General features: G+C 73.3%; 14 protein-coding genes. 5 read left to right on the top strand and 9 right to left on the bottom strand.

Going from position 1 to position 23505, the window contains the following annotated elements; genetic code table 11:
* Nucleotides 1–29: 29 nt before the first annotated feature.
* The 8 genes from ACYVMZ_RS06100 to ACYVMZ_RS06065 form a co-directional block, all read right to left on the bottom strand.
* Nucleotides 30–1823, bottom strand: a complete 1794-nt coding sequence (locus ACYVMZ_RS06100; RefSeq protein WP_461076178.1) for a hypothetical protein — start codon at nt 1821–1823, stop codon at nt 30–32.
* Nucleotides 1820–4063, bottom strand: a complete 2244-nt coding sequence (locus tag ACYVMZ_RS06095) for a bifunctional glycosyltransferase/CDP-glycerol:glycerophosphate glycerophosphotransferase (RefSeq protein WP_461076176.1) — start codon at nt 4061–4063, stop codon at nt 1820–1822. The genes ACYVMZ_RS06100 and ACYVMZ_RS06095 overlap by 4 nt, the downstream gene beginning before the upstream one ends.
* 6 nt (nt 4064–4069) lie before the next feature.
* Nucleotides 4070–6268: a bifunctional glycosyltransferase/CDP-glycerol:glycerophosphate glycerophosphotransferase gene (locus tag ACYVMZ_RS06090; protein WP_461076174.1), complete on the bottom strand. Its 2199-nt coding sequence runs from the start codon at nt 6266–6268 to the stop codon at nt 4070–4072.
* A 143-nt stretch (nt 6269–6411) separates the two neighbouring features.
* The gene (locus ACYVMZ_RS06085; protein ID WP_461076172.1) at nt 6412–8676 is read right to left on the bottom strand and encodes a bifunctional glycosyltransferase/CDP-glycerol:glycerophosphate glycerophosphotransferase; all 2265 of its coding nucleotides are present in this window, start codon (nt 8674–8676) and stop codon (nt 6412–6414) included.
* A gap of 142 nt (nt 8677–8818) precedes the next feature.
* On the bottom strand, nt 8819–9733 hold the full coding sequence (locus tag ACYVMZ_RS06080; RefSeq protein ID WP_461076170.1) for a carbohydrate ABC transporter permease: 915 nt from the start codon (nt 9731–9733) through the stop codon (nt 8819–8821).
* Nucleotides 9730–11076 (bottom strand): carbohydrate ABC transporter permease, encoded by a 1347-nt coding sequence (locus ACYVMZ_RS06075; RefSeq protein ID WP_461076168.1) that lies wholly within the window; start codon nt 11074–11076, stop codon nt 9730–9732. Before ACYVMZ_RS06075 ends, ACYVMZ_RS06080 begins: the two co-directional genes overlap by 4 nt.
* Before the next feature lie 4 nt (nt 11077–11080).
* A complete protein-coding gene (locus ACYVMZ_RS06070; RefSeq protein WP_461076166.1) occupies nt 11081–12478 on the bottom strand; it encodes an ABC transporter substrate-binding protein in 1398 nt (465 codons plus the stop codon).
* A gap of 182 nt (nt 12479–12660) precedes the next feature.
* Complete coding sequence (locus ACYVMZ_RS06065) at nt 12661–16539, bottom strand: FHA domain-containing protein (RefSeq protein ID WP_461076164.1); 3879 nt, start codon at nt 16537–16539, stop codon at nt 12661–12663.
* A gap of 376 nt (nt 16540–16915) precedes the next feature.
* Here ACYVMZ_RS06065 and ACYVMZ_RS06060 point away from each other — a divergent pair, with 376 nt between their 5' ends.
* The 4 genes from ACYVMZ_RS06060 (at nt 16916) to ACYVMZ_RS06045 (ending at nt 22221) form a co-directional block, all read left to right on the top strand.
* A complete protein-coding gene (locus ACYVMZ_RS06060) occupies nt 16916–18598 on the top strand; it encodes a serine/threonine-protein kinase (RefSeq protein WP_461076162.1) in 1683 nt (560 codons plus the stop codon).
* Between the two features lie 136 nt (nt 18599–18734).
* A complete protein-coding gene (locus tag ACYVMZ_RS06055) occupies nt 18735–19985 on the top strand; it encodes a serine/threonine-protein kinase (protein ID WP_461076160.1) in 1251 nt (416 codons plus the stop codon).
* A gap of 201 nt (nt 19986–20186) precedes the next feature.
* Nucleotides 20187–21293 (top strand): peptide chain release factor 2, encoded by a 1107-nt coding sequence (prfB, locus tag ACYVMZ_RS06050; RefSeq protein ID WP_461076158.1) that lies wholly within the window; start codon nt 20187–20189, stop codon nt 21291–21293.
* Between the two features lie 328 nt (nt 21294–21621).
* A complete protein-coding gene (locus tag ACYVMZ_RS06045; protein WP_461076156.1) occupies nt 21622–22221 on the top strand; it encodes an LPXTG cell wall anchor domain-containing protein in 600 nt (199 codons plus the stop codon).
* Between the two features lie 93 nt (nt 22222–22314).
* Here the strand turns inward: ACYVMZ_RS06045 and ACYVMZ_RS06040 are convergent, their stop codons facing one another.
* On the bottom strand, nt 22315–22506 hold the full coding sequence (locus ACYVMZ_RS06040; RefSeq protein WP_461076154.1) for a hypothetical protein: 192 nt from the start codon (nt 22504–22506) through the stop codon (nt 22315–22317).
* Between the two features lie 289 nt (nt 22507–22795).
* On the opposite strand from ACYVMZ_RS06040, the gene ftsE reads away from it, so the two are divergent.
* Entirely contained in the window at nt 22796–23485 is a 690-nt protein-coding gene (gene ftsE / locus ACYVMZ_RS06035) for a cell division ATP-binding protein FtsE (protein WP_190202671.1), read from the top strand.
* Nucleotides 23486–23505 lie beyond the last annotated feature (20 nt).

Raw genomic sequence — 23505 nt, 5'->3', positions numbered from 1 at the left:
ACGAGTGACATCGCGGGAGGACGACCGCGTCACTTCCCGCAGAGCTCGCGCTCCGCGGCCACCGGTGGGCGGGGGAAGCGGAACTGGGTGCGTTCGACGGCACCCGTCAGGTTCCGCCAGAACCGCTCGGGGGTGAGCGGTGCGCGCACCGACTCCCTCAACTCGGCCAGCCGACCGCACTGCAGCGCCGCGCGGGCCGCCGAGATCGCCTCGTGCGAGGTCTGGGCCCTGGCCAGGTCGGCATCGGACGGGCGCCGCACCGCCCATTCCGCGAAGACCCAGTGGTTGCGCAGGAACTTCTCGTGACCGGGCCAGCTCCACCGCTCCAGCTCCAGATGCGCGCCGATGGGGCTGGCCAGCCCCCAGGCGTCGTTGACGTAGGCGTCGAGCGGCGCCGCCGCCCCGGTGACACCGAGATGACGTCCGACCATCACCACGTGGTAGGGCGAGTCGGCACGCATCGGCGCGGCGTGCAGCCGGCGCTTGGCGTCGAAGTACAGCAGCGTGGGCCGGGGCCCGTGCACGGCCTCGTCCAGCATGCCGCGCGCCTCGGGCAGGGCCGGCCAGTTGTCCACCCAGGTCGCGGTGCGCACCGGGTTGTGGTCGCCGAGCCCTTCCACGTCGGAGCTGCGCACGTTGAACGACATCGGTGTGCTGCGCACGTCGAACGGTGCCCTCAGCGGGCTCACCGTCGCACACAGCCACACCGCCAGCAGGGCGCTCGCGACCGCGGTCGCCCGGGTCGCCGGGACGACCAGCACCGGCAGGAGCAGCAGCAGGAGGGCGGGCAGGATCATGCGCGCGTGCATGTAGTCACCGCCGACGCGCACCACGTAACCCGCCAGCAGCAGGCCCGCGGCGAACGGCGCCAGCAGCACCGCCAGCGGGGCTCGCTCCGGATCCCCGGCCTGCCGCTGCCCCCGGGTGCGCCGCACCACGAGGGCGGCCACCGCGCCGAGCACGACGAGCGCGGGCCACATCCAGTACGGGCCGAGCGTCTCCTGCACGTACGCGGCGCCCCGGCGCCAGTTGCTCGCGCCCGCCTCCTTCGCGATGCCCGGCAGCGGCACCAGGACCCCGTAGTAGCCCGCGCGGAAGATCTCGTACGCGAGGGGGAGTGCCCCCGCCGCGCCCAGCATCCCCGCACCGCCCCGCAGGGAGGGGCGCAGCAGCCACCACTGGGCGGCCAGGAAGCAGACCGTGACGACCGTCAGGTCCGGGCGCACCAGCGGACCCAGCCCGCACACGAAGGCGGCTCCGTACGCCGCGCGCGCCCGCTGCCCGCGCCGGGTGCGCGCGAGCAGCCACCACGACAGGCCCGTCCAGAAGGTGCCCAGGCCGCTCTCCAGGCCCGAGGTCATGTACGACCAGAACGGCGGCACGGCCAGCAGCACGAACACGCCCGCCGGGAGAAGCAGCCGGGCACCGCGGTACAGGCGGCAGGCGGCGTGCAGGGCGAGCGCGAAACCGGCGGTGCTCAGCAACAGCCCGAGCCCGACCGCGAGGAACGCGGGATCCTCACCGGTGACCCAGGTGACCAGCGCCAGCAGCCACTGCCACAGCGTGCCCGTCGAACTCTCCGCCCGCTCCCCGACGTTGAACACCGGCCCGTTGCCCGCCAGGATCTGCCGCACCGGACGCAGATAGATCAGCCCGTCGTCGCAGATCCAGCGCCGCCGGTAGCCCAGCGCGAACAGCGCCGCGGTGGGCACGGCGACCAGCGCCGTGCTCCACAGCCGCGCGGGCCGTCGCACGGCAAGCGGCGCCGGCAGCCGCGTCCGGGGCGTGCGCCGGCCGGGCAGGGAGGTGGTGGGTGTGGTCATCGCTCGATCAGCGCCTCGGGCCGGGTGGGGACGGCGGGGGCCGGGCGGGCCGCGGGCAGCAGCGCGCCGTCTGCGTCCCGTTCCCCGAGCATCAGGAGGCGTACGACCCGCTCGGCCGCCCGCCCGTCGTCGAACTCGCAGAACCGGTCCCGGAAGCCGGACCTGAGCCCCGCCGCCTCCTCGTCCCGCCACGCCCCCGAGGCGAACAGCCACGCCAGCTCCCGGTAGGAGCGCGAGACATGGCCCGGCGGCTCGGCGGTGATGTCGAAGTAGGCGCCCCGGCTGGCCGCGTACGCGCCCCAGTCGTCGGCGTGCACGACGATCGGCCGGTCCAGGTTGGCGTAGTCGAACATCAGGGCCGAGTAGTCGGTGACCAGCACATCGGAGGCGAGCATCACGTCCTCCACGTGTGGCTCGTCGGTCGCGTCGATCAGCACGCCCCGGGCGTGCAGGTCCGCCAGGCCCAGGCCGCGTGCCGTGCCGGCCGCGAGCGACGGGTGCAGCCGGACCACGAGGGTGTGGTCCTCGCCCAGGTCCGCGGCGAACCGGGCCAGGTCGAGGCGGTCGACGTGGCCGCCGCGCCGGTAGTCGCGCAGGGTCGGCGCGTACAGCACGACCGTGCGGCCGTCGGGGATGCCGAGCCGGGCGCGGACCTCCGCACCGGCGCCCGGGCCCGCGTTGACCAGGACGTCGTTGCGGGGGCTGCCGGTGCGCAGGGACGTGAAGTGGCACGGATAGGCGCGGTCCCAGACCAGCTCGGAGTGGCGGTTGGCGACCAGGCTGTAGTCCCAGCGGTCGGCGCGGCGCAGCATCTGCGGCACGTCGAAGCCGTGCCGGGCGCCCGGCTTGGTCAGCAGGTCGGCGCCCATGTACTTCAGCGGGGTGCCCCGGTGGGTGTGGACGTGGACGCTGCCGGGGCGTTTGACCAGGGTGCCGGGCCAGTTGACGTTGTTCACCCAGTACGTGGCCCGCGCCATCACCGCGTAGTAGCGCCGTGAACCCGGCGTCACGTGGTCGATGCCGGGCGGCAGCGCGTCCACCGCGTCCTCCCGGACCACCCACACCCCGTGGATGTGCGGGGCGAGTTCGCGGGCCTTGGCGTGGATCGCGGCCGGGTCACCGGACACGCCCTGGTGGTGGGTCGCCGAGTACACGGCCAGGTTCGGGTCGAGCGGGCGCTTGAGCTGGGCCGCGTAACAGGCCCGCCGGGCCTGTTGCCCCGCCACCCGCGTCGCCCGCCGCTTACCGCCCGCGGCCACCCTGCGCACCCCGCGCAGACCGCGCAGCACCGCGTACGAGGCATAGGGCGCCGACGCCAGCAGCCGCATCTCGGTGCCGCGCTCGTCGTCCGGCGGGGTGAAGCCCGCCGGGAGGTGACGGCGGTGGAAGGCGCGGATCTCCCGGTAGAAGGCGGGGCGGTCCGCGGGGGCCACGCGGTCCTCACGGGCCAGCACGAACAGCATGTGGTCCAGCGCCCGCTCGAACAGCAGAGGCCGCGCCCACGCCAGGTCCGGCCGCCCTTCGAGGAACGAGAACAGGCCCTCGTACTGCGGGAAGATGTCGAAGTGCCGCCGCCCCGGCGTCTTGGTGATCGCGCCCTGCCGGCGCTGCCGGTACTCCACCCCGATCCGCGGCAGACAGGCGATGCGGTCCGCCAGCACCATCGACCGGTAGGTGACGGGCGCGTCCTCGTACAGGCCGGGGGCGTACCTCAGGCCGTGCTCCAGGAAGAAGGACCGCCGGTACGCCTTGTTCCACGCCACCAGGAACAGCTGCAGGTACTGCGGGCTCTCGCGGATGCTGAACGTGTCCGTGCCCGCGGCGGCCAGCAGGTCGGCCGTCACACTGCGCCCGCCCCGCCCCCACCAGTGGGTGCGCACATGGTCGAAGACCACGATGTCCGGCTCACCGGTCGTCTTCAGACGCTCCGCGACGGCGGCCAGCAGGCCCGGCGTGTAGTGGTCGTCGCTGTCGAGGAACAGGACGTAGTCGCCGCTCGCCTCCTCCAGGCCCGCGTTGCGGGCCCGTCCGAGGCCGACGTTCTCCGGCAGGTGCAGCACCCGCACCCGCGCATCGCGCGCGGCGTACTGGTCGAGGATCGCACCGCAGCCGTCCGGGGAGCAGTCGTCGACGGCGATCACCTCGAAGTCGCCGTACGACTGCCCGAGCACCGAGTCGAGGCACTCGCGCAGATAGCCCTGCACCTTGAAGACGGGGACGATGACGCTGAAGCGGGGCACGGGGGTTCAGCTCCTCACGAGGGCGGGTGCCGGGGCCGGGGTGCGTTCGGCGAGCGGGATCACGGGCGGAATCGACTGGGGCGGCTCGCCCAGCAGCACCCGGCGTACGACGCGTTCGGCGGCCCGCCCGTCGTCGAACTGGCAGAACCGCTCCCGGAAGGCGGCGCGCAGGGCGGTCGCGGAGCCGTCCGCGTACGAGCCGTCGCGGAAGACGGCCGCCAGTTCCCCGGGCGTACGGGCCACCCGGCCCGGCGGGGCCGCCATCAGGTCGAAGTAGACGCCCCGGGTCTCCCGGTACACGTCCCAGTCGTCCGCGTACACGACGATCGGCCGGTCCAGGTTGGCGTAGTCGAACATGATGGACGAGTAGTCGGTGATCAGCGCGTCGGCGGCCAGGCACACGTCCTCGGAGGAGCGGTGCCGGGTGACGTCGATGATCCGGCCGCCGCTGCGCGCGGAGCCCTGGTCGTAGAAGTAGTGGGCGCGCAGCAGCACGACGTACTCGTCACCGATCGCCTCGCACAGCTCCTCCAGATCCAGGCGGGAGTCGAAGCCGGTGGCGTAGTCCCGGTGCGTGGGCGCGTACAGAAGGGCTTTCCTGCCCTCGGGCACGCCCAGTTCACGGCGGATGCGGGCCACGTCCTCGGCGGTCGCCGTGTAGTAGACGTCGTTGCGCGGATAGCCGTACTCGAGGGCCTCGTGCGAGCTGGGGAACGCCCGCTCCCACATCTGCGTGGAGTGCCGGTTGGAGGAGAGGTTGTAGTCCCAGCGGTCCACCCGGGACAGCAGCTTGGCGAAGCTGCCGGTCGCGGCGGCCACCACCGGGTACGTCGCCTGGTCGACGCCCATCGTCTTCAGCGGGGTGCCGTGCTGGGTCTGCAGGTGCACGCTGCCGGGGCGTTTGACGACGGCGTTCGCGAAGTTGGCGTTGTTGACGAGGTACTTGGCGCGGGCGAGAACGTCCCAGTACTTGCGGCTGCCGATGACCGCGTACTCGACGTCCTTCGGCATGCTGTCCACCGCGTCCGCCTCCACCAGGAACACCGAGCGCAGGTGCGGGGCGAGTTCGCGGGCCTTGGCGTGGATCGCGGCCGGGTTGCAGGCGTAGCCGCGGCCCCAGTACGCGCAGTAGACGGCGAGCCGCGAGTCGAGGGGGCGGCGCAGGCAGAGGCGGTAGCGCAGGCGGGTGCGCAGCGCCCGGAGGCGGGGTGCCCGGTCCATGGCCTTCGCCGCCGCCTGATTGGCGGCGCGCAGCGCCCGGAACGTCGTGTACGCCCCGGCCGCCAGCAGCCGGTGCTGCACGCCGAGGCGGCCAGCCGGGGCCTGGAAGCCGGCCGGGCGGTGGCGGCGGTACAGCGCGCCCGCCCGGCGGAAGAAGGCGCGGTGCCCGCCCGGCAGCCGCCGGGGGTGCGCGGCCGTCTTCAGGACCACGGCGAAGAGCTGCTCGAACAGGGGCGCCGACCGCTCGGCCGGCAGCCCCTGCTCGGCGGCGTGCGTCAGAACCAGGTCGGCCTGGCGCAGCAGGTCCATGTGGTGCTCTCCCGGCAGGTTGAGCCGGTTGCCCTGCCGCCGCAGCAGATGCCGTACGACGACCGAGCACAGCACCGCCACCCGCTCCGCCCGCAGGGCGGCCAGGGCGCCCCAGCCGATGTCCGTGTAGTGGCCGTCGGGGAAGGTCAGCTGCCGCTGGACGACGAAGGCACGGCGGTAGGCGGCGCTCCACGCCGGCAGGTGCACGCCGGTGAGATGCGGGGCCTCACCGGGGGTGAAGGCCCCGGTGGGCGCCTTCGCCAGCAGGGGGGCGGCCGGATTCGTCGGCTCGCCCTCCCACCAGGGAGTGCGCTCGTGCTCGAAGTACACCAGGTCGACGTCGCCCGTCTCCGCCAGCCGGGCGGCCAGCGCCGCCAGGGCCCCAGGGACGAGGGCGTCGTCACCGTCCAGGAACAGCACATACCCGCCCGTGGCCGCCCTCAGCCCGGCGTTGCGCGCCCCGGCCAGACCGGCCGACGGCGGCGAGTGCACGGGCGCCACCCGGGAGTCCCGCTCGGCGTACCCGGCGGCGACGTCCGCCCCCGGGGAGCCGGGCGCGTCGCACACCGGGATCAGCTCGAAGTCGCCGAAGGACTGGGCGAGGACCGAGTCCAGCGCCTGGGGCAGCCGGCCGGCGACCCCATGGGACGGGACGATGATGCTGAAGCGGGGCATTCTGCTCTCTCTGTTGTCGTCCTGGTGCTCTCAAGCCGTGGGGCGGCGGCCGGGCCGCCCCGTCGGCCGCCAGGTGGGCGGCCGGGTCGGGGTGGGCCGCGACGAGCTGGGGCGCATACGAACTCCCGGAGTGCGAACGGCGGTCAGAGGGGGTCGGTGACGCCGAGGGGACCGGCGGACTGCTGCGGCACGGTGGCGAGCGGGGAGTGCTCCGCCGAGGCGCGGGGCGACGGCACCGGGCGGCGCTCCTCGAGCGGCACGACCGGCGGGACGTCCCGCTCCCCGAGCACGACATGGCGGACGACGCGCTCGGCGGCGTGCCCGTCGTCGTACGGGCAGAACCGCTCGCGGAACTGCGAGCGCAGCTGGGTGGAGCGCGAGCCGCGCCAGTGGCCGGTGGCGAAGATGTCGATCAGCTCGTCCTCGCTGCGGGCGACCGCGCCCGGCGGGAAGGCCCGCAGGTCGAAGTAGGTGCCGCGGGCCGCCTCGAACGCCTCCCAGTCGTCGGCGTGGAGCACGATCGGCCGGTCGAGGTTGGCGTAGTCGAACATCAGCGACGAGTAGTCGGTGACCAAGGCGTCCGAGACCAGGCACAGCGACTCCACGCTCGGATGGTCGCTGACGTCGACGACCCGGCCCGAGGTGGTGGCGAGCGGGCCGCCGTGCCGGTGGTGGGCGCGGGCCAGGACCACGAAGCGTGGGCCCAGGCGGCGCACCACGCGCTCCAGGTCCAGGGCGTGGCGCTGGGTGCGGCGGTAGTCGCGGTGGGTCGGCGCGTACAGGATCACCACCGCGCCCTCCGGGATGTCGAGCGACTCCCGCAGCAGGGCCACGTCCTCGCGGGTCGCCGTCTGGAACACGTCGTTGCGGGGACAGCCGTACTCCAGCGTGGTGTAGCGGCCCGGGTAGACCCGCTCCCAGGTCAGGGTGGAGTGGCGGTTGGCGGACAGGACGTAGTCCCAGGTGTCGACGGTGCGCAGGAGCTTCGCGAAGTCCGTGTCCCGGGCCGCCGCCGGGCGCTCCTGAAGGTCGAGGCCCATGTGCTTGAGCGGGGTGCCGTGCTGGGTCTGGACGAGGATCTGGCCGGGGCGTTTGACCAGGCGGGGGTCGAAGTCGGTGTTGTTCACCAGGTACTTGGAGCGGGCGAGCGCCGTCCAGTAGGCGGCCGTGCCGGGGACCAGGCGGCGGGGCCCCGGCGGGATGGTGTGGTGGTGCTCGGCGTGCGCGACCCACGCCGTGCGGATGTGCGGGACGAAGGTGCGGAACGCCTTCTCCAGCGCGCCCGGGTTGCAGCCGTGGCCCCGGCCCCCGTACGCGGCGAAGACGGCACGGTCGGCGCGCAGGGGCAGGCACCTCTGGAGGCGGTAGTGCAGCTTCAGCAGGGCGCAGCGGGCGCCCCGGAGGAGCCGTCGGGCGGATCTGGCCGTCCTGCGGTGCAGGGCCGACGCCAGCCGGAGGGCCGCGTAGGTGCGGCGCAGGCCGCAGCGGATCAGGGCGTGGTGGATCCGGGCGCGCAGGGGGGCGGGGACGCCCGGGGCGCGGTAGCGGCGGCAGTGGGCGCGGGCCCGGCGCAGGAACTCCGCCCGCAGGCCGCGCGGCAGCCGCTCCCGGCGGGCGTACACCGCCGCCAGGTGATCGACCATGCGGCGGAACAACACCGGCCGCCAACGGGCCAGTTCGGGCTTCCCCTCCAGGAACGCGAAGACCCGGTCGTACTGGTCGAAGACGTCGAAGTGCCGCTCGCTGGTGGTGCGCAGGATGCTGCCCTGCCGGCGCTGCCGGTAGTGCACGCACACCCGGTCGAGGGTCGCGATCGACTCCGCCGTCATCAGCACCGGGTACGTCCACGGCGTGTCCTCGTAGTAGCCGGGCGGGAAGGTGAAGCCCTTCTCCTCGACGAACTCCCGCCGGTACGCCTTGTTCCAGGCGACCATGAGCAGCCGCAGCAGCCCCGGCCGGTCCTCCAGGCGGAACGGAGCCGGGCCCCGCTCGGTGAGCTGCGCGGCGGCCTGGTTGCGGACCGCCTCACCCGACCAGAAGGTGCGCGCGTAGTCGTAGACCAGGACGTCCGGCTCGCCGGTCTCCTTCAGTCGGTCGGCGATGGAGCGCAGCGCGTCCGGTGTGAGCGTGTCGTCGCTGTCGAGGAAGAGCAGGTAGTCGCCCGTGGCCCGCTCCATGCCGACGTTGCGGGCGGGACCGAGCCCGACGTTCTGAGGCAGGTGGACCGCCCGCACACGCGCGTCGCGGGCGGCGAACTCGTCGATGATCGCGCCGCAGGCGTCCGGCGAGCGGTCGTCGACGGCGATCAGTTCGAGATCGGGATACGACTGGTTGAGCACCGATTCCAAACACTCGTGCAGGTACGCCTGAACCTGATACGCGGGGACAATGACACTGAACCTGGGCAAGGGGCATCCATCGGTCGGCGCGGGCGTTCGGCCCGGGAACGGCCGATGGGCCGTCTCGGTTACGGCGGCTGCTGCATACGGGGGAACGTCAAGGGGGCGGGCTCCTCCTGGGCCCGCCCCCTCAATCCGCTTGCCGTACGGGCTACTTCACCGCGCCCGCCATCACACCGGACACGAACTGCCGCTGGAACGCGAAGAACACGGCCAGCGGGATCACCATCGAGATGAACGCGCCGGGCGCCAGCACGTCGATGTTGTTGCCGAACTGCCGTACCTGCGTCTGCAGCGCGACCGTGATCGGCTGGCTCCCGGAGTCCGTGAAGATCAGCGCGACCAGCATGTCGTTCCACACCCACAGGAACTGGAAGATGCCGAGCGAGGCGATCGCCGGCCCGCCCAGCGGCATCACGACCCGCAGGAACAGGCGCAGTTCACCGGCCCCGTCCAGGCGTGCCGCCTCCAGCAGCTCCTTCGGGATCTCCGCGAAGAAGTTCCGCAGCAGGAACACCGCGAAGGGCAGACCGAAGCCGACGTGGAAGAGGATCACGCCGATCAGGGAGCCGAAGATGCCGATCTTGCCGAAGAGTTCGGCGATCGGAATCAGCGCCACCTGCACCGGCACCACCAGCAGGCCGACCACACCCAGGAACCACCAGTCCCGGCCCGGGAACTCCATCCACGCGAAGGCGTAGCCCGCCAGCGAGCCGATCACCACGACCAGGACCGTCGCCGGGACGGTGATGTACACCGTGTTCAGCAGGGAGCCGGTGATGTCGTCGTTCTCCAGCAGCGTCTGGTACGCGTTGAAGGTGAGTTGGGAGGGCTCGGTGAGGACGTTCCACCAGCCGTCGGCCGCCATGTCCTCCGGCGTGCGCAGACTGGCCAGCAGCAGGCCGATCGTCGGGACCAGCCAGAACAGGCCGACGACGATGAGGAACACCCGCACCAGACCGCCGCTGACCCCCTCGGCGAGCCGGGAGCCCAGCGACCGCCTGGGCTTGACGGTGGTGACGGGCGGCGGGGCCGCCTTCGTGAGACCTGCGGCGTCCGCGGTCATCGCCGCACCTCCCGCCTGAGCCGACGCACGTTGAACCACATCACCGGGATCACGAGCAGCAGCAGGAACACCGCGATCGCGCTCGCGATGCCCGGCTGGTCCTCGGAGAAGCCCTTGCGGTACAGCTCCAGGGCGAGGACGTTCGCGTCGTCCTGGGAGGAGCCCGGGGCGATGATGAAGACCAGGTCGAAGATCTTCAGCACGTTGATCATCAGGGTGACGGTGACGACCGCGAGGACGGGCGCCAGCAGCGGCACCGTGACCCGTCTGAACACCTGCCACTCGGTCGCACCGTCGACCCGGGCGGCCTCCAGCAGCTCCCGGGGCACGCCCGCGAGCCCGGCCGCGATCAGCACCATCGCGAAGCCCGCCCACATCCAGATGTACGCGCCGATGATCGCGGGCGTGACCAGGGACGGGCCGAGCCAGTCCAGGCCGTTGTACGCCTCCTTGAAGTTGCTTGCCGGCAGCCTGAGTTGGGCGCCGTCGGCCTTCGAGGACAGGGTGAACGTGCCGTCGTCGCCGGCCGTGGCCGTCTCCACGACCCTGCCGTCCTTGACGGCCTCGATCTTCATGCCGGCGTAGCCCAGTTCGGACGCGTCGACGCGGTTGAGCGCGCCGACGCCCTTGCCGCGCGTGAAGTCCTGCCACGCCGTGCCGGTGATCTTGTCCGGCTCGGGCTTCGCCGCGACGGCGTTCTTCGCGTCGCCGGGCATCTGGTCGGGGGCCACGCCGACCATGGGCAGGGCCACGACCTGCCCGGTGCGGACCGGCTCCTTGGTGATGAAGGCGCCCCCGCCGGCCCCCTGGAGCGGCGACTCCCGGCCCGGGTGGGCCTTCGGGAACGCCGACGCCTGGGCGAAGGTGTCGTGGACGCCCACCCACACCGCGTTCGCGACGCCCTTCTCCGGGTCCTGGTCGTACACCAGGCGGAAGATGATGCCCGCCGCGAGCATCGAGATCGCCATCGGCATGAAGACGACCAGCTTGAACGCCGTTCCCCAGCGCACCCGTTCGGTCAGCACCGCGAAGATCAGACCGAGCGCGGTCGCGACCGTCGGCGCGAACACCACCCAGATCACGTTGTTCTTCAGGGCGGTGCGGATGCCCTCGTCGGTGAAGAGGGCCTGGTAGTTGTCGAATCCGGCGAGGCCGTCGCCGGACTGGTCGTAGAAGCTGCGGACGACCGAGTACCCGATCGGGTACACCACGAGCGCGCCGAGCAGCACGAGAGCGGGCAGCAGGAACAGCGCCGCCACGGTCTTGCGGGTGCCCGTCACACTCCTGCGCGACTTGGGAACGGCAGGGGGCGTGGGGCCCCCTGCCGCTGCGGCCGACGTCATCCCGTCAGCCTCCGTACGCGGCGGCCGCGTCGGCCTCCAGCTTCCGCTGCGTGCCCGCGACGTCCTGCGGGTTCTTCAGGAAGTCCTGCAGCGCCTTCCACTCGCCCTTGCCGGGCGTGCCGCCGAAGGCCTGCGGGGCCTGGTCGGACATGTCGAAGCGGAAGTCGTCACCGGCGTCGATCAGGGCCTTGGCGATTCTGCGCTGCACGTCGTTCGGGTACGCGGAGTTCTCCACGTTCTTGTTGGGCGAGAGGTAGCCGCCCAGCTTGGCCTGGATGGTCGCCGCGTCCGGGGAGGCGAGGAACGTGACCAGCGCCTGCGCCGCCTTGGAGTCCTTGAGGATCACCGCCGCGTCACCACCGGTGACCACGGGCGCGGTGTCGCCGACCGCCGGGAACGGGAACACCTTCGCGTCCGTGCCGACCTTCGCCTCGGTCTCACCGATGTTGACCTGCACGAAGTCGCCCTCGAACACCATGCCCGCCTTGGGCTGGTCGCCGCCGGTGAAGGTCTGCGTCACGGAGGCCGGGAACTCGGTCTGCAGCGCTCCATTCGCGCCGCCCGCGATGTAGTCCTTCTTGCCCCAGATCTCGGCCAGCGTGGTCAGCGCGTCCTTCACGGACGGGTCCGTCCACTTGATCTCGTGCTTGGCCAGCTGGTCGTACTTCTCCGGGCCCGCCTGGGAGAGGTAGACGTTCTCGAACCAGTCGGTCAGCGTCCAGCCGTCGGCGCCGCCGACGGAGAACGGGGTGACACCGGAGTCGTAGACCGTCTGCGCGGTGGTGAGCAGCTCGTCCCAGGTCTTGGGCTCGTTCGCGCCGGCGTTCTCGAAGACCTGAGCGTTGTACCAGATCAGCGACTTGTTGGCGGCCTTGTAGTAGACGCCGTACTGCTTGCCGTCGACCTTGCCGATGTCCTGCCAGCCCTGCGAGTAGTTCTGGGCGAGCTGCTGCTGGGCCTCGGCGCCCAGCGGCTTGGCCCAGTTCCTGTCCACGGCCTGCTTGATCGCGCCCGGCTGCGGGAGCAGCGCGACGTCCGGCGGCTGGCCGCCCGCGATCTTCGAACCGAGGAAGTTGATGATCGGGTCCTGGGCGGGGACGAAGGTCACCTTCGCGCCCGTCCGCTTCTCGAACTCGGCGAGGACCTTCTTGAAGTTGGCCTGCTCGGCGCCGGTCCACACGGCGGCGACCTCGAGGCTCTGACCGTTCAGCTTGGGAAGGGTGACGGTGGTGCCGGTCTCCTGGGTGCCGCCGCCCGTGTCATTGCCGCCGCCCTCGTCATCGCCTCCACAGGCGGTGAGCGAGAACGCGAGCGCGCCCGCCACGAGGGCGGCTGCGGCTCTGCCCGCCGTGGAGCGCTTGGGAGACCTGCGTGTCCGGATGGTGCTGCTCGTGCTGCGCATCACTGCCCCGTTCTTCGTTCCTCGTCGAACGTCGAGCGCTGTCCCGTGCGGTCTGGTCTACGCCCGGGGGGTCGGGGGCGGCAAGAGCGCGTCGCCTGTCAAGGCACGGATCGTGACCGCGTCGTGACTCGTCAGGCCGGGGGAGGCCGTGGCCGAGCCACCCCCGGCCCCAGTTTCCGGCACTACAGCAACGACGGCACCCTGACCGCCGCGACCTCACGCGCCGCCCGCTCCAGCGCACTGGCGAGCAGCGCCAGGTCCGTCGGCCCGTTGCCGAGCTCCCGCACCGGGCGCCGGGTCGGCGGGTCACCCATGCGGTGCCACTCCAACGGCACCACCGTGGGGCGCAGGGTCGCCGTCCGGGGGATACGGCCGGTGACCCGACCGCCCTGGAACGCGGTGGCCCGCCCGTCCGCGCAGGTCAGACGCCCGCGCCCCGGCGCCGGTTCGTCCGGGCCCGGCGTCGGCGCGTCCAGGGCGACGCGCAGGGCGGCCCGCCGCGCCGGTTCGGTCTGCGCCGTACGGGCGCACGGCCCGGTGGCGGCCACCAGGTGCACGCCCAGCCGCTCACCCTCCCGGGCCACGGCCTCCAGCGCCCGCATCACCGAACCGGCCGCGGGCCGTCCGGGTGAGCCGAGCGCGGGGGAGACCAGCGCGTCCAGGTCGTCCACGACCACGACGAGCCGGGGCAGCGGGGGTGCCGCCTCGGTCCGCCGACGGGCCGCGCCCGGCCGCAGCCGGATCGTCGAACTGGGCGGAGTGTCCAGGTCGCCGGTGGATTCGGTCGCCGCGGTGGCGCCGCGTGCCGCCGCCGTGCGCTGGGCGACCATCCGGCCCGACAGCTCACGGCCGGTGTGCCACTCGGCGAAGTCCGACCGGCCCAGCAGCTCGGCGCGCCGCTTCAGCTCGGCGCTCAGCGACTGGGCGAACTCCCGCATGCGAACCGGGTCGTTGGCGGTGAGGTGGGTGGTGACGTGCGGCACGTCCGTGCACACGCGCAGGCCCTCGCCGTGCCCGCCGCCCGCGCCGGTGCCGCCGCGGCCGTCCACCAGCACGATGCCGAGCCGGTCCGGACGCTCGGCCGCCGCCAGCGACGCGACGATCGCCCGCAGCAGCTCCGTGCGGCCGCTGCCCGCCGGTCCCTCGACCAGCAGGTGCGGTCCGTCGGCCGCGAGGTCCACGCCGACCGGCCCGCGCGGCCCGGCACCCAGCACGGCGCACACCCGCCCGCCGAGCGCCTCCGGGTCGTCGGCCGCGTCCGCCCAGCGCGCCATCAGCGACGCCGGGGTGGCCCGGGCCAGCCCCAGCTCGTCCAGCAGCCGGGCCGCCTGGGGCAGCGGCGCGGACACGCGCGGGTGCCGCTCACCGGCGGTGCCGTCCGGGCGCAACGGGGCCAGTGCCCGGGCGAACCGCTCCGCCCAGGGCAGCGAGACGGCGTCGACGGTGGCGATGGTGCCGTGGTTGATGGGGCCGGGCGCGGTGTCCACGGGGGTGGTGGCGGAGGGCGCCGGGCCGGTGCGGGCCACGCGCATCAGCCGTACGGCTGTCGCCACGTCGCCGCTGAGCAGGGCGACGGCACCGCACTCCCGGAACGCCGGTGACACCGCGCAGGCCGCCTCGTACGTCTCCGTCACCGGTGACACCGGGGAGGCGGCGGCCGTCTCGGCGAGGCACACCACGTGGATCCCCGCCCGCGGCCCCTCCAGGGCCAGCCGGGCCAACGCCTCGCGTACGGCGGCGCCGCCGGGGTCCCCGTCCACGACGACCACGGTGTACGGCCCCGCGAAACCGCCCGCCTCGTCGGCACCGTCGTCGTCCCGGGCCCAGGAGGGGCGCCGGGCGGCGGGGGCCGGCCGGGCTCCCGTACCGGCCGCCGCCGAGAGGTCCTCCAGGCGGCGCAGGAGCTCGTCCGTGCGGGCCGTGGCCTGTTCGCGGTCGTAGGCGAGGAGGAGACGACAGTCCTGGCCGTGCCCCGGGCGGACGTGCGGCAGCCAGCCCAGCCAGGACCACTCGGCGGTGCGCTCCTCCAGGGGCCGGGAGCGGTCCGCGCTGAGCAGGACGATCTCCAGGGTGTCGGGGGAGTGCAGCGCGGCGAGCTGCGCCAGCACCGCCCGGGCCAGCCCGGCGAGCCGGGCGCGCGGACCGGCCAGGCCCAGCGCTCCGACCTCGCGCAGCCCGGCGGTCACCGGCACCGCGGGCAGCAGGCCCGAGCCGTCCGGCGCCGCCCGGTCCGCCGTACCGAGCCGCACCGCGAGGGCCTCCGGATGCCCCGGCCCGCGCTCCCACAGCCGCGGCCCCGGGCCCAGCGCCGTCAGCAGCAGCGTGGCCGGATCCGGCCAGGTCTCCCGCACCGGCGTCGCGACGGCCGGGGGCCGTACCGCCGCACCTGCCGACTCCGCGTCGTAGGCCGCCCCGCGCTCGGCCGCCGCGCCCTGTTCCCCGCGCCCCCCGGCCAGCCGCCGCGCCCACGCGGTGATCCCGCCACGCCGACGGACGCCCTGAGGCGGGTCGGTGCCGCGCAGGGGGGTGCCTTTGCGGCCGCTGTCGCGGTCGGACGGGCTGTCCGGGACTGCCGCCGAGGAGACCGCGCCGCCGACGGGGAAGCCGTCGCCGGTGGGGGTGCGGGGCGCCGGAATGTCCGGGTGGTGTGTGGGACCGCCGGTTGCCGGCCCGGGGGGAGTGCCGCCGGGGGCCGGCGTGCCCAGGGGCGAGCTGCCGGGGGCCGCCTGGGCGGCCGGGGGCCCGGAGACCGTCGCACCCGGGCGGGTGCTGCCGGGGGCCGCCGTACGAGAACCCGTCCCGTTCGCCGCACCGGCGTGCGGAGCCTGGCCGCGGTGCGCGGCCGGGCCGTCCGCCGTGCCCCTGCCGTCGACGGTGCCGCCGGGGCCGGCCACCCCGGACCGCCCCGCGTGCGTGTCCGCGTCACCGGCCCTCGCCCGCGACGCACCGCTCCCCAGCGGGTCCGGAGCCATGGGCCCGGCGCCGGCCGTATACGCCGTGTCCCCGGGGAAACCGGTGCGCGAAGGGGCGCCCTCGGCCCCCGTACGCGCCCCGGCCTCGGCAGAACCCGTACGCGCCCCGGCCTCGGCAGAACCCGTACGCGCCCCGGCCTCGGCAGAACCCGTACGCGCCCCGCCCTCGGCAGAACCCGTACGCGAGCCACCCGGGGCGGACGCCGTACGCGACGCCCCGGCGCTCTCGCTCGTACCCCGGCCCCGGCTCTCGAGCCGCGGTGCCCGGCCCTGCTCCGGCACCGAGCAAGGCTCCCCCGCACCGTGTCCCTGGGCGCCCGGGGCGCTGCCGGGGGTGGCCCGGCCTGCCGAGCCGTGGGCGTGGTGCGTGGCGGCGAGGGGGCCGGTGGGGGCGGGGGCCGGGTCGCCTCCGGCGGGCCCCGGCACACGTACGTGCCCCTCTCCGTCCGGGGCCGTCTCCACCCGGGCCCCCGGGCCCCCGGCCGGGGCCAGCCGCAGCGCGGACTCGCCGATGCGCAGCAGCGCGCCCGGTGGGAAGCGGACCGGGCGGGGTCCTATGCGCCGGCCGTCCAGCGTCGTGCCGTTGGTGGAGTCGAGGTCGGCGACCGAGACGCGGCCGTCGGCGGCGACGGTCACCGCGCAGTGCAGCCGGGAGACGTCCGGGTCGTCGAGCGGGACGTCGGCGTCGGCGGAGCGGCCGATACGGATCTCGCCGCCGTGCAGCAGATGCACCCCGCCCGCGTCGGGACCGGCGACGACCTGCAGCTGGGCCGGGGCGTCGTCGAGCTCGGGATGCGGCTCCGGCTCGCCCGGGGCGCCCACGGACAGCACGGCACCGTCGGTCAGCGGGGGCTCGCCGAGCGTGCAGCGCTGGGCGTCGAGGCGCTGGTCCCCGGCGTACAGCACGACCGCGCCCGAGCCGGTCTCGCGGCCGGTGCCCCCCTCGCCGGCGACCGCCGAGGCCAGCGCGGACGCCACCGCTGCCAGGGCCGTGCCGGCGGGCGCCGTGACCAGCACGTCGCAGCTCGCGGCGCCCCGTTCGGAGGAAGGCGGGCCCAGCGGGTCTACGACGGTCAGCCGGATCTGCATCGCCGTCAGCGGTCCCTTCTGCGCGGGCGCGGCGTCCCCCCACCCCGCACAAGCACGTCGGCCAGTACTGCAGGCATCCTCGCACCTGCCACTGACAACACGCCCGTCACTCGGTGACAAGTGATCTTGATTGGTCGGCTCTGCCCGCAAAAGTGCCTGACAGATGACACAGCGGCGACCGCTTGAGATCGGTCACGTCTCGGTCCCGTCGGCTTTCGGCAACCTGGAGACCGAGGCGAGCGTCTTTCCTTCGAACGTATGCGGCAACGGCTACGTAAGACCCACAGAAAGACGGCAGTCCGGTCCTCGGCACGCGGCACTACAGTGGGTCGGAACACAGGCAGACAGGCAAGGCAAGCAGCAGGGAGCGCGTGACGTGCGGCCAGTCGGCAGCAAGTACCTGCTCGAGGAGCCGCTCGGACGCGGCGCCACGGGCACCGTCTGGCGAGCCCGCCAGCGGGAGACCGCGGGCGCCGAGGCGGCCGTGCCCGGACAGCCCGGCGAGACCGTGGCGATCAAGGTCCTCAAGGAGGAGCTCGCGAGCGACGCCGACGTCGTGATGCGCTTCCTGCGGGAGCGCTCCGTCCTGCTGCGGCTCACCCACCCCAACATCGTCCGGGTCCGCGACCTGGTCGTCGAGGGCGATCTGCTGGCGCTGGTCATGGACCTCGTCGAGGGCCCTGACCTGCACCGCTACCTGCGCGAGAACGGCCCCTTCACGCCGGTGGCCGCCGCGCTGCTCACCGCCCAGATCGCCGACGCGCTCGCCGCCAGCCACGCCGACGGCGTCGTGCACCGCGACCTGAAGCCAGCCAACGTCCTGCTGAAGCAGGACGGCGGCCAGATGCACCCGATGCTGACCGACTTCGGCATCGCCCGCCTGGCCGACTCCCCGGGCCTGACCCGCACCCACGAGTTCGTCGGCACGCCCGCGTACGTCGCGCCCGAGTCGGCCGAAGGCCGCCCGCAGACCTCCGCGGTCGACATCTACGGCGCGGGCATCCTGCTCTACGAGCTGGTCACCGGCCGCCCGCCCTTCTCCGGCGGTTCGGCCCTCGAAGTCCTGCACCAGCACCTGAGCGCCGAACCGCGCCGCCCCTCCACCGTCCCCGACCCGCTCTGGACGGTCATCGAGCGCTGCCTGCGCAAGAACCCCGACGAGCGGCCCAGCGCCGAGAACCTCGCGCGCGGCCTGCGGGTCGTCGCCGAGGGCATCGGCGTGCACGCGAACTCCGCGCAGATCGCCGCCGCCGAGAACGTCGGCGCCCTCCTCGTGCCCGACCCGGCGCCCGCGCCCGTCCCGGGCACGCCGGGCGCCTCCGGTGACGCCGACCCGACACAGGTGCTGCCGCACGGCGCCGGCTCGTACGACCCGAACGGCGCGACCAGCGTCCTGCCGCACACCGGCGGCCCCGCCGGCGCCGCCGACCCCACCGCCGTCCTGCCGAACCGCGGCGCGGCCGACCCGACGGCCGTCATGCCGCCGGTACCGCCAGGACAGCCCGGTCAGCCGGGGCAGCAGGAGCCGCACCCCTGGCAGAACCAGCTGCGGGCCGCCCGCGACCGCAACGAGCAGACGCAGGTCCAGTACCTCGACCCGGGCGAGGACCCCCTGCGCCGCCGCCCCCAGCGGCAGGTCGCCCGGCCCCAGCAGCAGCCGCGCCAGCCGCAGCAGCGGCGTCAGCAGCCCCCGCCCGGCCCCGGGTACGGGCATCCGCAGCAGCACCAGCCGCAGCCGTACGCGCCGCCGCGACCCCAGCAGCCGCAGCCCCAGCGGTACGCCCCGCCCGCCCCGCCGGAGCCCCAGCGGCCCGCGCGTGAGCCCCGGCAGCGGCGTGAGCGCAGCCCCAACCGGATGCGGATCCCCGGCCTCGGCTGCCTGAAGGGATGCCTGTTCACGCTCGTCATCCTGTTCGTCGCGAGCTGGCTGATCTGGGAGCTGAGCCCGCTGCAGGAGTGGATCGGCACGGGCAAGGGCTACTGGGACCAGCTCAGCGACTGGTTCGGCGACGTCTCCCGCTGGCTCGAGCAGGTGGGCGGGAACTCGGGCACCAGCTGACCCGCCGACCGCCGGCCGACGGCCGTGGCTGGTTTGGGGATTTGTCGACACCTGGCGGGTGATTTCCGCCTCCGCGGTGAAGGTTGGCTCATCGGACGCGTAGTTTTAGCGACAACACGCGTCGGTAGGAGCAGCCTTGGCACGGAAGATCGGCAGCCGGTACACCGCCCACCAGATCCTCGGGCGGGGCAGCGCCGGCACGGTGTGGCTGGGCGAGGGGCCGGAGGGTCCCGTCGCCATCAAGCTGCTGCGCGAGGATCTCGCGTCCGATGAGGAACTCGTCGGCCGCTTCGTGCAGGAGCGGACGGCCCTGCTCGGCCTGGAGCACCCCAACGTCGTCTCCGTGCGCGACCTCGTGGTCGACGGCAACGACCTGGCGCTGGTCATGGACCTCGTCCGTGGCACGGATCTGCGGACGAGGCTGGAGCGGGAGCGGCGGCTCGCGCCCGAGGCCGCCGTCGCGATCGTCGCGGACGTCGCGGACGGGCTGGCGGCGGCGCACGCCGCCGGGGTCGTGCACCGGGACGTCAAGCCGGAGAACGTCCTGCTCGACATGCAGGGCCCCCTGGGCCCGGGCGGCTCCCACCGGGCGCTGCTGACGGACTTCGGTGTGGCGAAACTCATCGACACCCCGCGCCGGACCCGTGCGACGAAGATCATCGGCACGCCGGACTACCTGGCCCCGGAGATCGTGGAGGGCCTGCCGCCACGGGCGTCGGTCGACATCTACGCGCTCGCCACGGTCCTGTACGAGCTGCTGGCGGGCTTCACGCCGTTCGGCGGCGGCCACCCCGGCGCGGTCCTGCGCCGGCACGTCACCGAGACGGTCGTCCCCCTCCCCGGCATCCCGGACGAACTGTGGCAGCTGCTCGTGCAGTGCCTGGCGAAGGCCCCGGCCTCCCGGCTGCGGGCCTCCGAGCTGGCCGCGCGGCTGCGGGAACTGCTGCCCATGCTGGCGGGGATCCCGCCGCTGGACGTGGACGAGCCGGACGCGGAGGCGGCGGAGGAGACCGCCCAGGAGGAGACGCCCACCGGCGGCCCGGCACCGGCCGCGCAGCCGGCGCGGCGACGCGGGGCGGTACCGCTGGTGCCGGGGGCGAAACCGGCCGACTCCAACCGGGACACCCATACGTCGATGCGGGTACCGGGGCCCGACGAGCTGGCCGGGGGCGCGCGGGGCACCGCCCGGGCACCCCGCGCGGCGGGCGCGCCCCGACCGGGCTCGGCACGGAACCGGGCGGTGGCCCGCAGGCGGCGGATGGCGCTGGGGGCGGGGGCGGTGGCCCTGGCCGCGGCGGTCGGCGTCGGTGCGTGGCTGGCGACGTCCGGGGACGACGCGGGTGCGACACCCCAGGACACGAAGAACTCGGCTCCGGCATCCCCCTGACCTCGTCCCACCCACCAGCCCGAGGCGGTCGGCCGGGACCCTCACCCGGCGTCACCCACCCTGCACCCCTCCAGCCCTTCCTCCCTGCCCTCATCCCGAGCCCGGGGGCGGAGCCCGGTGAGCCCCGTGCCCACGCCGGGCGGTACCGCCGCAGGCGCTCACCCGGCGTGGGCCGCTTGGCGGAGCCGTTACGCTGGAGGCGTGGCAGTCGTCGATGTATCCGAAGAGCTCAAGTCCCTCTCCTCGACCATGGAGTCGATCGAGGCCGTTCTGGACCTCGACAAGATGAGGGCAGACATCGCCGTGCTCGAGGAGCAGGCGGCCGCGCCGTCCCTGTGGGACAACCCGGACGAGGCGCAGAAGATCACCAGCAAGCTCTCCCACCTCCAGGCCGAGGTCAGGAAGGCGGAGGCGCTGCGCGGGCGGATCGACGATCTCGCCGTGTTGTTCGAGATGGCCGAGGAGGAGAACGACCCGGACACCCGTGCCGAGGCCGAGACCGAGCTCACCGCCGTGAAGAAGGCGCTCGACGAGATGGAGGTGCGCACCCTCCTCTCCGGTGAGTACGACGCCCGTGAGGCGCTCGTGAACATCCGTGCCGAGGCCGGTGGCGTCGACGCCGCCGACTTCGCCGAGAAGCTCCAGCGGATGTACCTGCGGTGGGCCGAGCGGCACGGCTACAAGACCGAGGTCTACGAGACGTCGTACGCCGAAGAGGCCGGCATCAAGTCGACCACCTTCGCCGTTCAGGTGCCCTACGCCTACGGGACCCTGTCCGTCGAGCAGGGCACGCACCGGCTCGTGCGCATCTCGCCCTTCGACAACCAGGGGCGCCGCCAGACCTCCTTCGCCGGTGTCGAGGTGCTTCCCGTCGTCGAGCAGTCCGACCACGTCGACATCGACGAGAGCGACCTGCGGATCGACGTCTACCGGTCCTCCGGCCCCGGCGGTCAGGGCGTGAACACCACCGACTCCGCCGTGCGGATCACCCACATCCCCACCGGCATCGTCGTCTCCTGCCAGAACGAGCGGTCCCAGATCCAGAACAAGGCCACCGCCATGAACGTCCTCCAGGCCAAGCTGCTGGAGCGGCGCCGCCAGGAGGAGCAGGCCAAGATGGACGCCCTCAAGGGCGACGGCGGCAACTCCTGGGGCAACCAGATGCGTTCGTACGTGCTGCACCCGTACCAGATGGTCAAGGACCTGCGCACCGAGCACGAAGTCGGCAATCCCGAGGCCGTGTTCAACGGTGAGATCGACGGCTTCCTCGAGGCCGGAATTCGCTGGCGCAAGCAGCAGGAGAAGTAACGGGAAGCGCGAACAGCGCTTTGTCGACAAGGCAACTGCCGCCTTCCGGGCGGCAGTTGCCTTTTGTGTCTCGGCACCGGGCCTGGTTACGGCCCAGATGTCTGGGTTTTACATCACACTCACAGGTGCCAAGTTTCCGTAAAGCACGCGTACGTGGACATCGCGTACGCAACGGCCTTGACGATGCTTTGAAAAATCGGAAGGGTGAGGGTGGCATGCGTTATCTCTGGGGCGCATGTGAACCGGGGGGCTTCACGCAGCTACCTCCGTCGATCACGGCCCCGAGCGCCGCCTCACTGACGATTCAGCTACTGGGGGTAGCAACCACATGACCAAGAAGACGCGGATCCGCGTCGCACGTATCGCGGCCGGCGCCGTGATCGCGGCCGGTGCCTCGCTGACCGCCGCGGGTGCGGCATCCGCCCAGGAGGCCGAGGACTGCCTCCTGGGCATCCTGTGCGCCGACGAGTCGCCGGCTCCGACCGACCCGCCCACCGAGCTCCCCACCGACCCGCCCACCGAGCTCCCCACCGACACGCCGACGGTTGAGCCGCCCACCGATGAGCCGACCGAGCCCACGGAGGAGCCCACCGAGCCCACCGAGGACCCGGTTCCGCCCACCGAGCCGACCGACCCGGGCAACGGGAACGGCAACGGTAACGGCGGCGGGAACGGTGGCGGCAACGCCGCCGACCCCGACGGCGGCTCCGGCGACTCCGCCCAGCAGGAGGGCTCCTCGGCCCTCACCGACACCGGCTCGGACAGCACCCCGGCGCCGTCCGCCCAGGGCAGCGGCGAGGAGCTCGCCGAGACCGGTGCCGCGCAGACCACGTTCCTGCTGGTCGGCGCCGCCACGATGATCGCCGGCGGTATCGGCTTCCGTGTGCTGCCGCGCATGATGAGCGGCCGCGGCGGGGCTGCTGCCTGAGGGTAGCCGTCCGCGTACGTCCCGTGCACGGCGAGGGGCCCGGAGCGTATCGCTCCGGGCCCCTTCTCGTGGCCTTGTCCAGGCCGTACGGCCTCAGGCAGTCTGGTGCGCCAGTAGCGCCAGCGCCGCGATCAGCACCACCAGCAGTGCGATCAGCGTCATCGGGTTGAGTCCCGCGAAGAAGTTCTCCTGCTGCAGCCGCTCGCGGTTCGCACGGCACACGGGGCACCGGCCCTCGCTCACGGGCGCCGCGCAGTTCGCGCACACCAACCGGTCGTACGTCATGCGCTTCGCCCTCCTCGCACCGGTTCCATGTATCCCAACGCTCACGGCCACGCGAACGTTCCCCCTCCACTGTGCCAGGTTCCTCCGAAGGGCGCGCGGGCCGCTACCAGAGGAGTGGTGTCCGTGGGTTTCGCGGCTGCGTCGCCTGTGGTTGCCCGCCCAGTTCACCGCGCCCTCGCGTTGGCACAAAACGGCACATCCTCGGCGCAACCCCAACCGGTGACTGCGGTCCCCTACCCGGTTCGCGTATGGTCACGCTCATCTACCCCCGGCTACCCGTGGTGCATCCGTGATCCGATTCGACAACGTCTCCAAGGTCTACCCCAAGCAGAACCGCCCCGCCCTCAGGGATGTCTCCCTGGAGGTCGAGAAGGGCGAGTTCGTGTTCCTCGTGGGGTCCTCCGGCTCCGGAAAGTCCACCTTCCTGCGGCTGATCCTCCGCGAGGAGCGGGCCAGCCACGGGCAGGTGCACGTCCTGGGCAAGGACCTCGCGCGCCTCTCCAACTGGAAGGTGCCGCACATGCGCCGCCAGCTGGGGACGGTGTTCCAGGACTTCCGTCTTTTGCCGAACAAGACGGTCGCCGAGAACGTCGCCTTCGCGCAGGAGGTCATCGGCAAGTCGCGCGGCGAGATCCGCAAGTCCGTCCCCCAGGTGCTCGACCTCGTCGGGCTCGGCGGGAAGGAGGACCGGATGCCCGGTGAGCTGTCCGGCGGTGAGCAGCAGCGCGTTGCCATCGCGCGGGCGTTCGTCAACCGGCCCAAACTGCTCATCGCCGACGAGCCCACCGGCAACCTCGACCCGCAGACCTCCGTCGGCATCATGAAGTTGCTCGACCGGATCAACCGGACCGGCACGACCGTGGTGATGGCGACGCACGACCAGAACATCGTGGACCAGATGCGCAAGCGCGTCATCGAGCTGGAGAAGGGCCGCCTCGTCCGTGACCAGGCCCGCGGCGTCTACGGCTACCAGCACTGACAGCACCGAGTTCCGGAAAG

It is taken from the genome of Streptomyces deserti, from assembly GCF_054782695.1.
Note: the sequence above shows the minus strand (reverse complement) of the source record. Positions and strands in the feature narration are given on the sequence as shown.

What these genes read in the sequence shown, in the direction of transcription:
- ACYVMZ_RS06100 (WP_461076178.1), bottom strand. Translation starts at nt 1,823, where the DNA reads ATGACCACACCCACCACCTCCCTGCCCGGCCGGCGCACGCCCCGGACG.
- ACYVMZ_RS06090 (WP_461076174.1), bottom strand. Translation starts at nt 6,268, where the DNA reads ATGCCCCGCTTCAGCATCATCGTCCCGTCCCATGGGGTCGCCGGCCGG.
- ACYVMZ_RS06080 (WP_461076170.1), bottom strand. Translation starts at nt 9,733, where the DNA reads ATGACCGCGGACGCCGCAGGTCTCACGAAGGCGGCCCCGCCGCCCGTC.
- ACYVMZ_RS06075 (WP_461076168.1), bottom strand. Translation starts at nt 11,076, where the DNA reads ATGACGTCGGCCGCAGCGGCAGGGGGCCCCACGCCCCCTGCCGTTCCC.
- ACYVMZ_RS06070 (WP_461076166.1), bottom strand. Translation starts at nt 12,478, where the DNA reads ATGCGCAGCACGAGCAGCACCATCCGGACACGCAGGTCTCCCAAGCGC.
- ACYVMZ_RS06065 (WP_461076164.1), bottom strand. Translation starts at nt 16,539, where the DNA reads ATGCAGATCCGGCTGACCGTCGTAGACCCGCTGGGCCCGCCTTCCTCC.
- ACYVMZ_RS06045 (WP_461076156.1), top strand. Translation starts at nt 21,622, where the DNA reads ATGACCAAGAAGACGCGGATCCGCGTCGCACGTATCGCGGCCGGCGCC.
- ACYVMZ_RS06040 (WP_461076154.1), bottom strand. Translation starts at nt 22,506, where the DNA reads ATGACGTACGACCGGTTGGTGTGCGCGAACTGCGCGGCGCCCGTGAGC.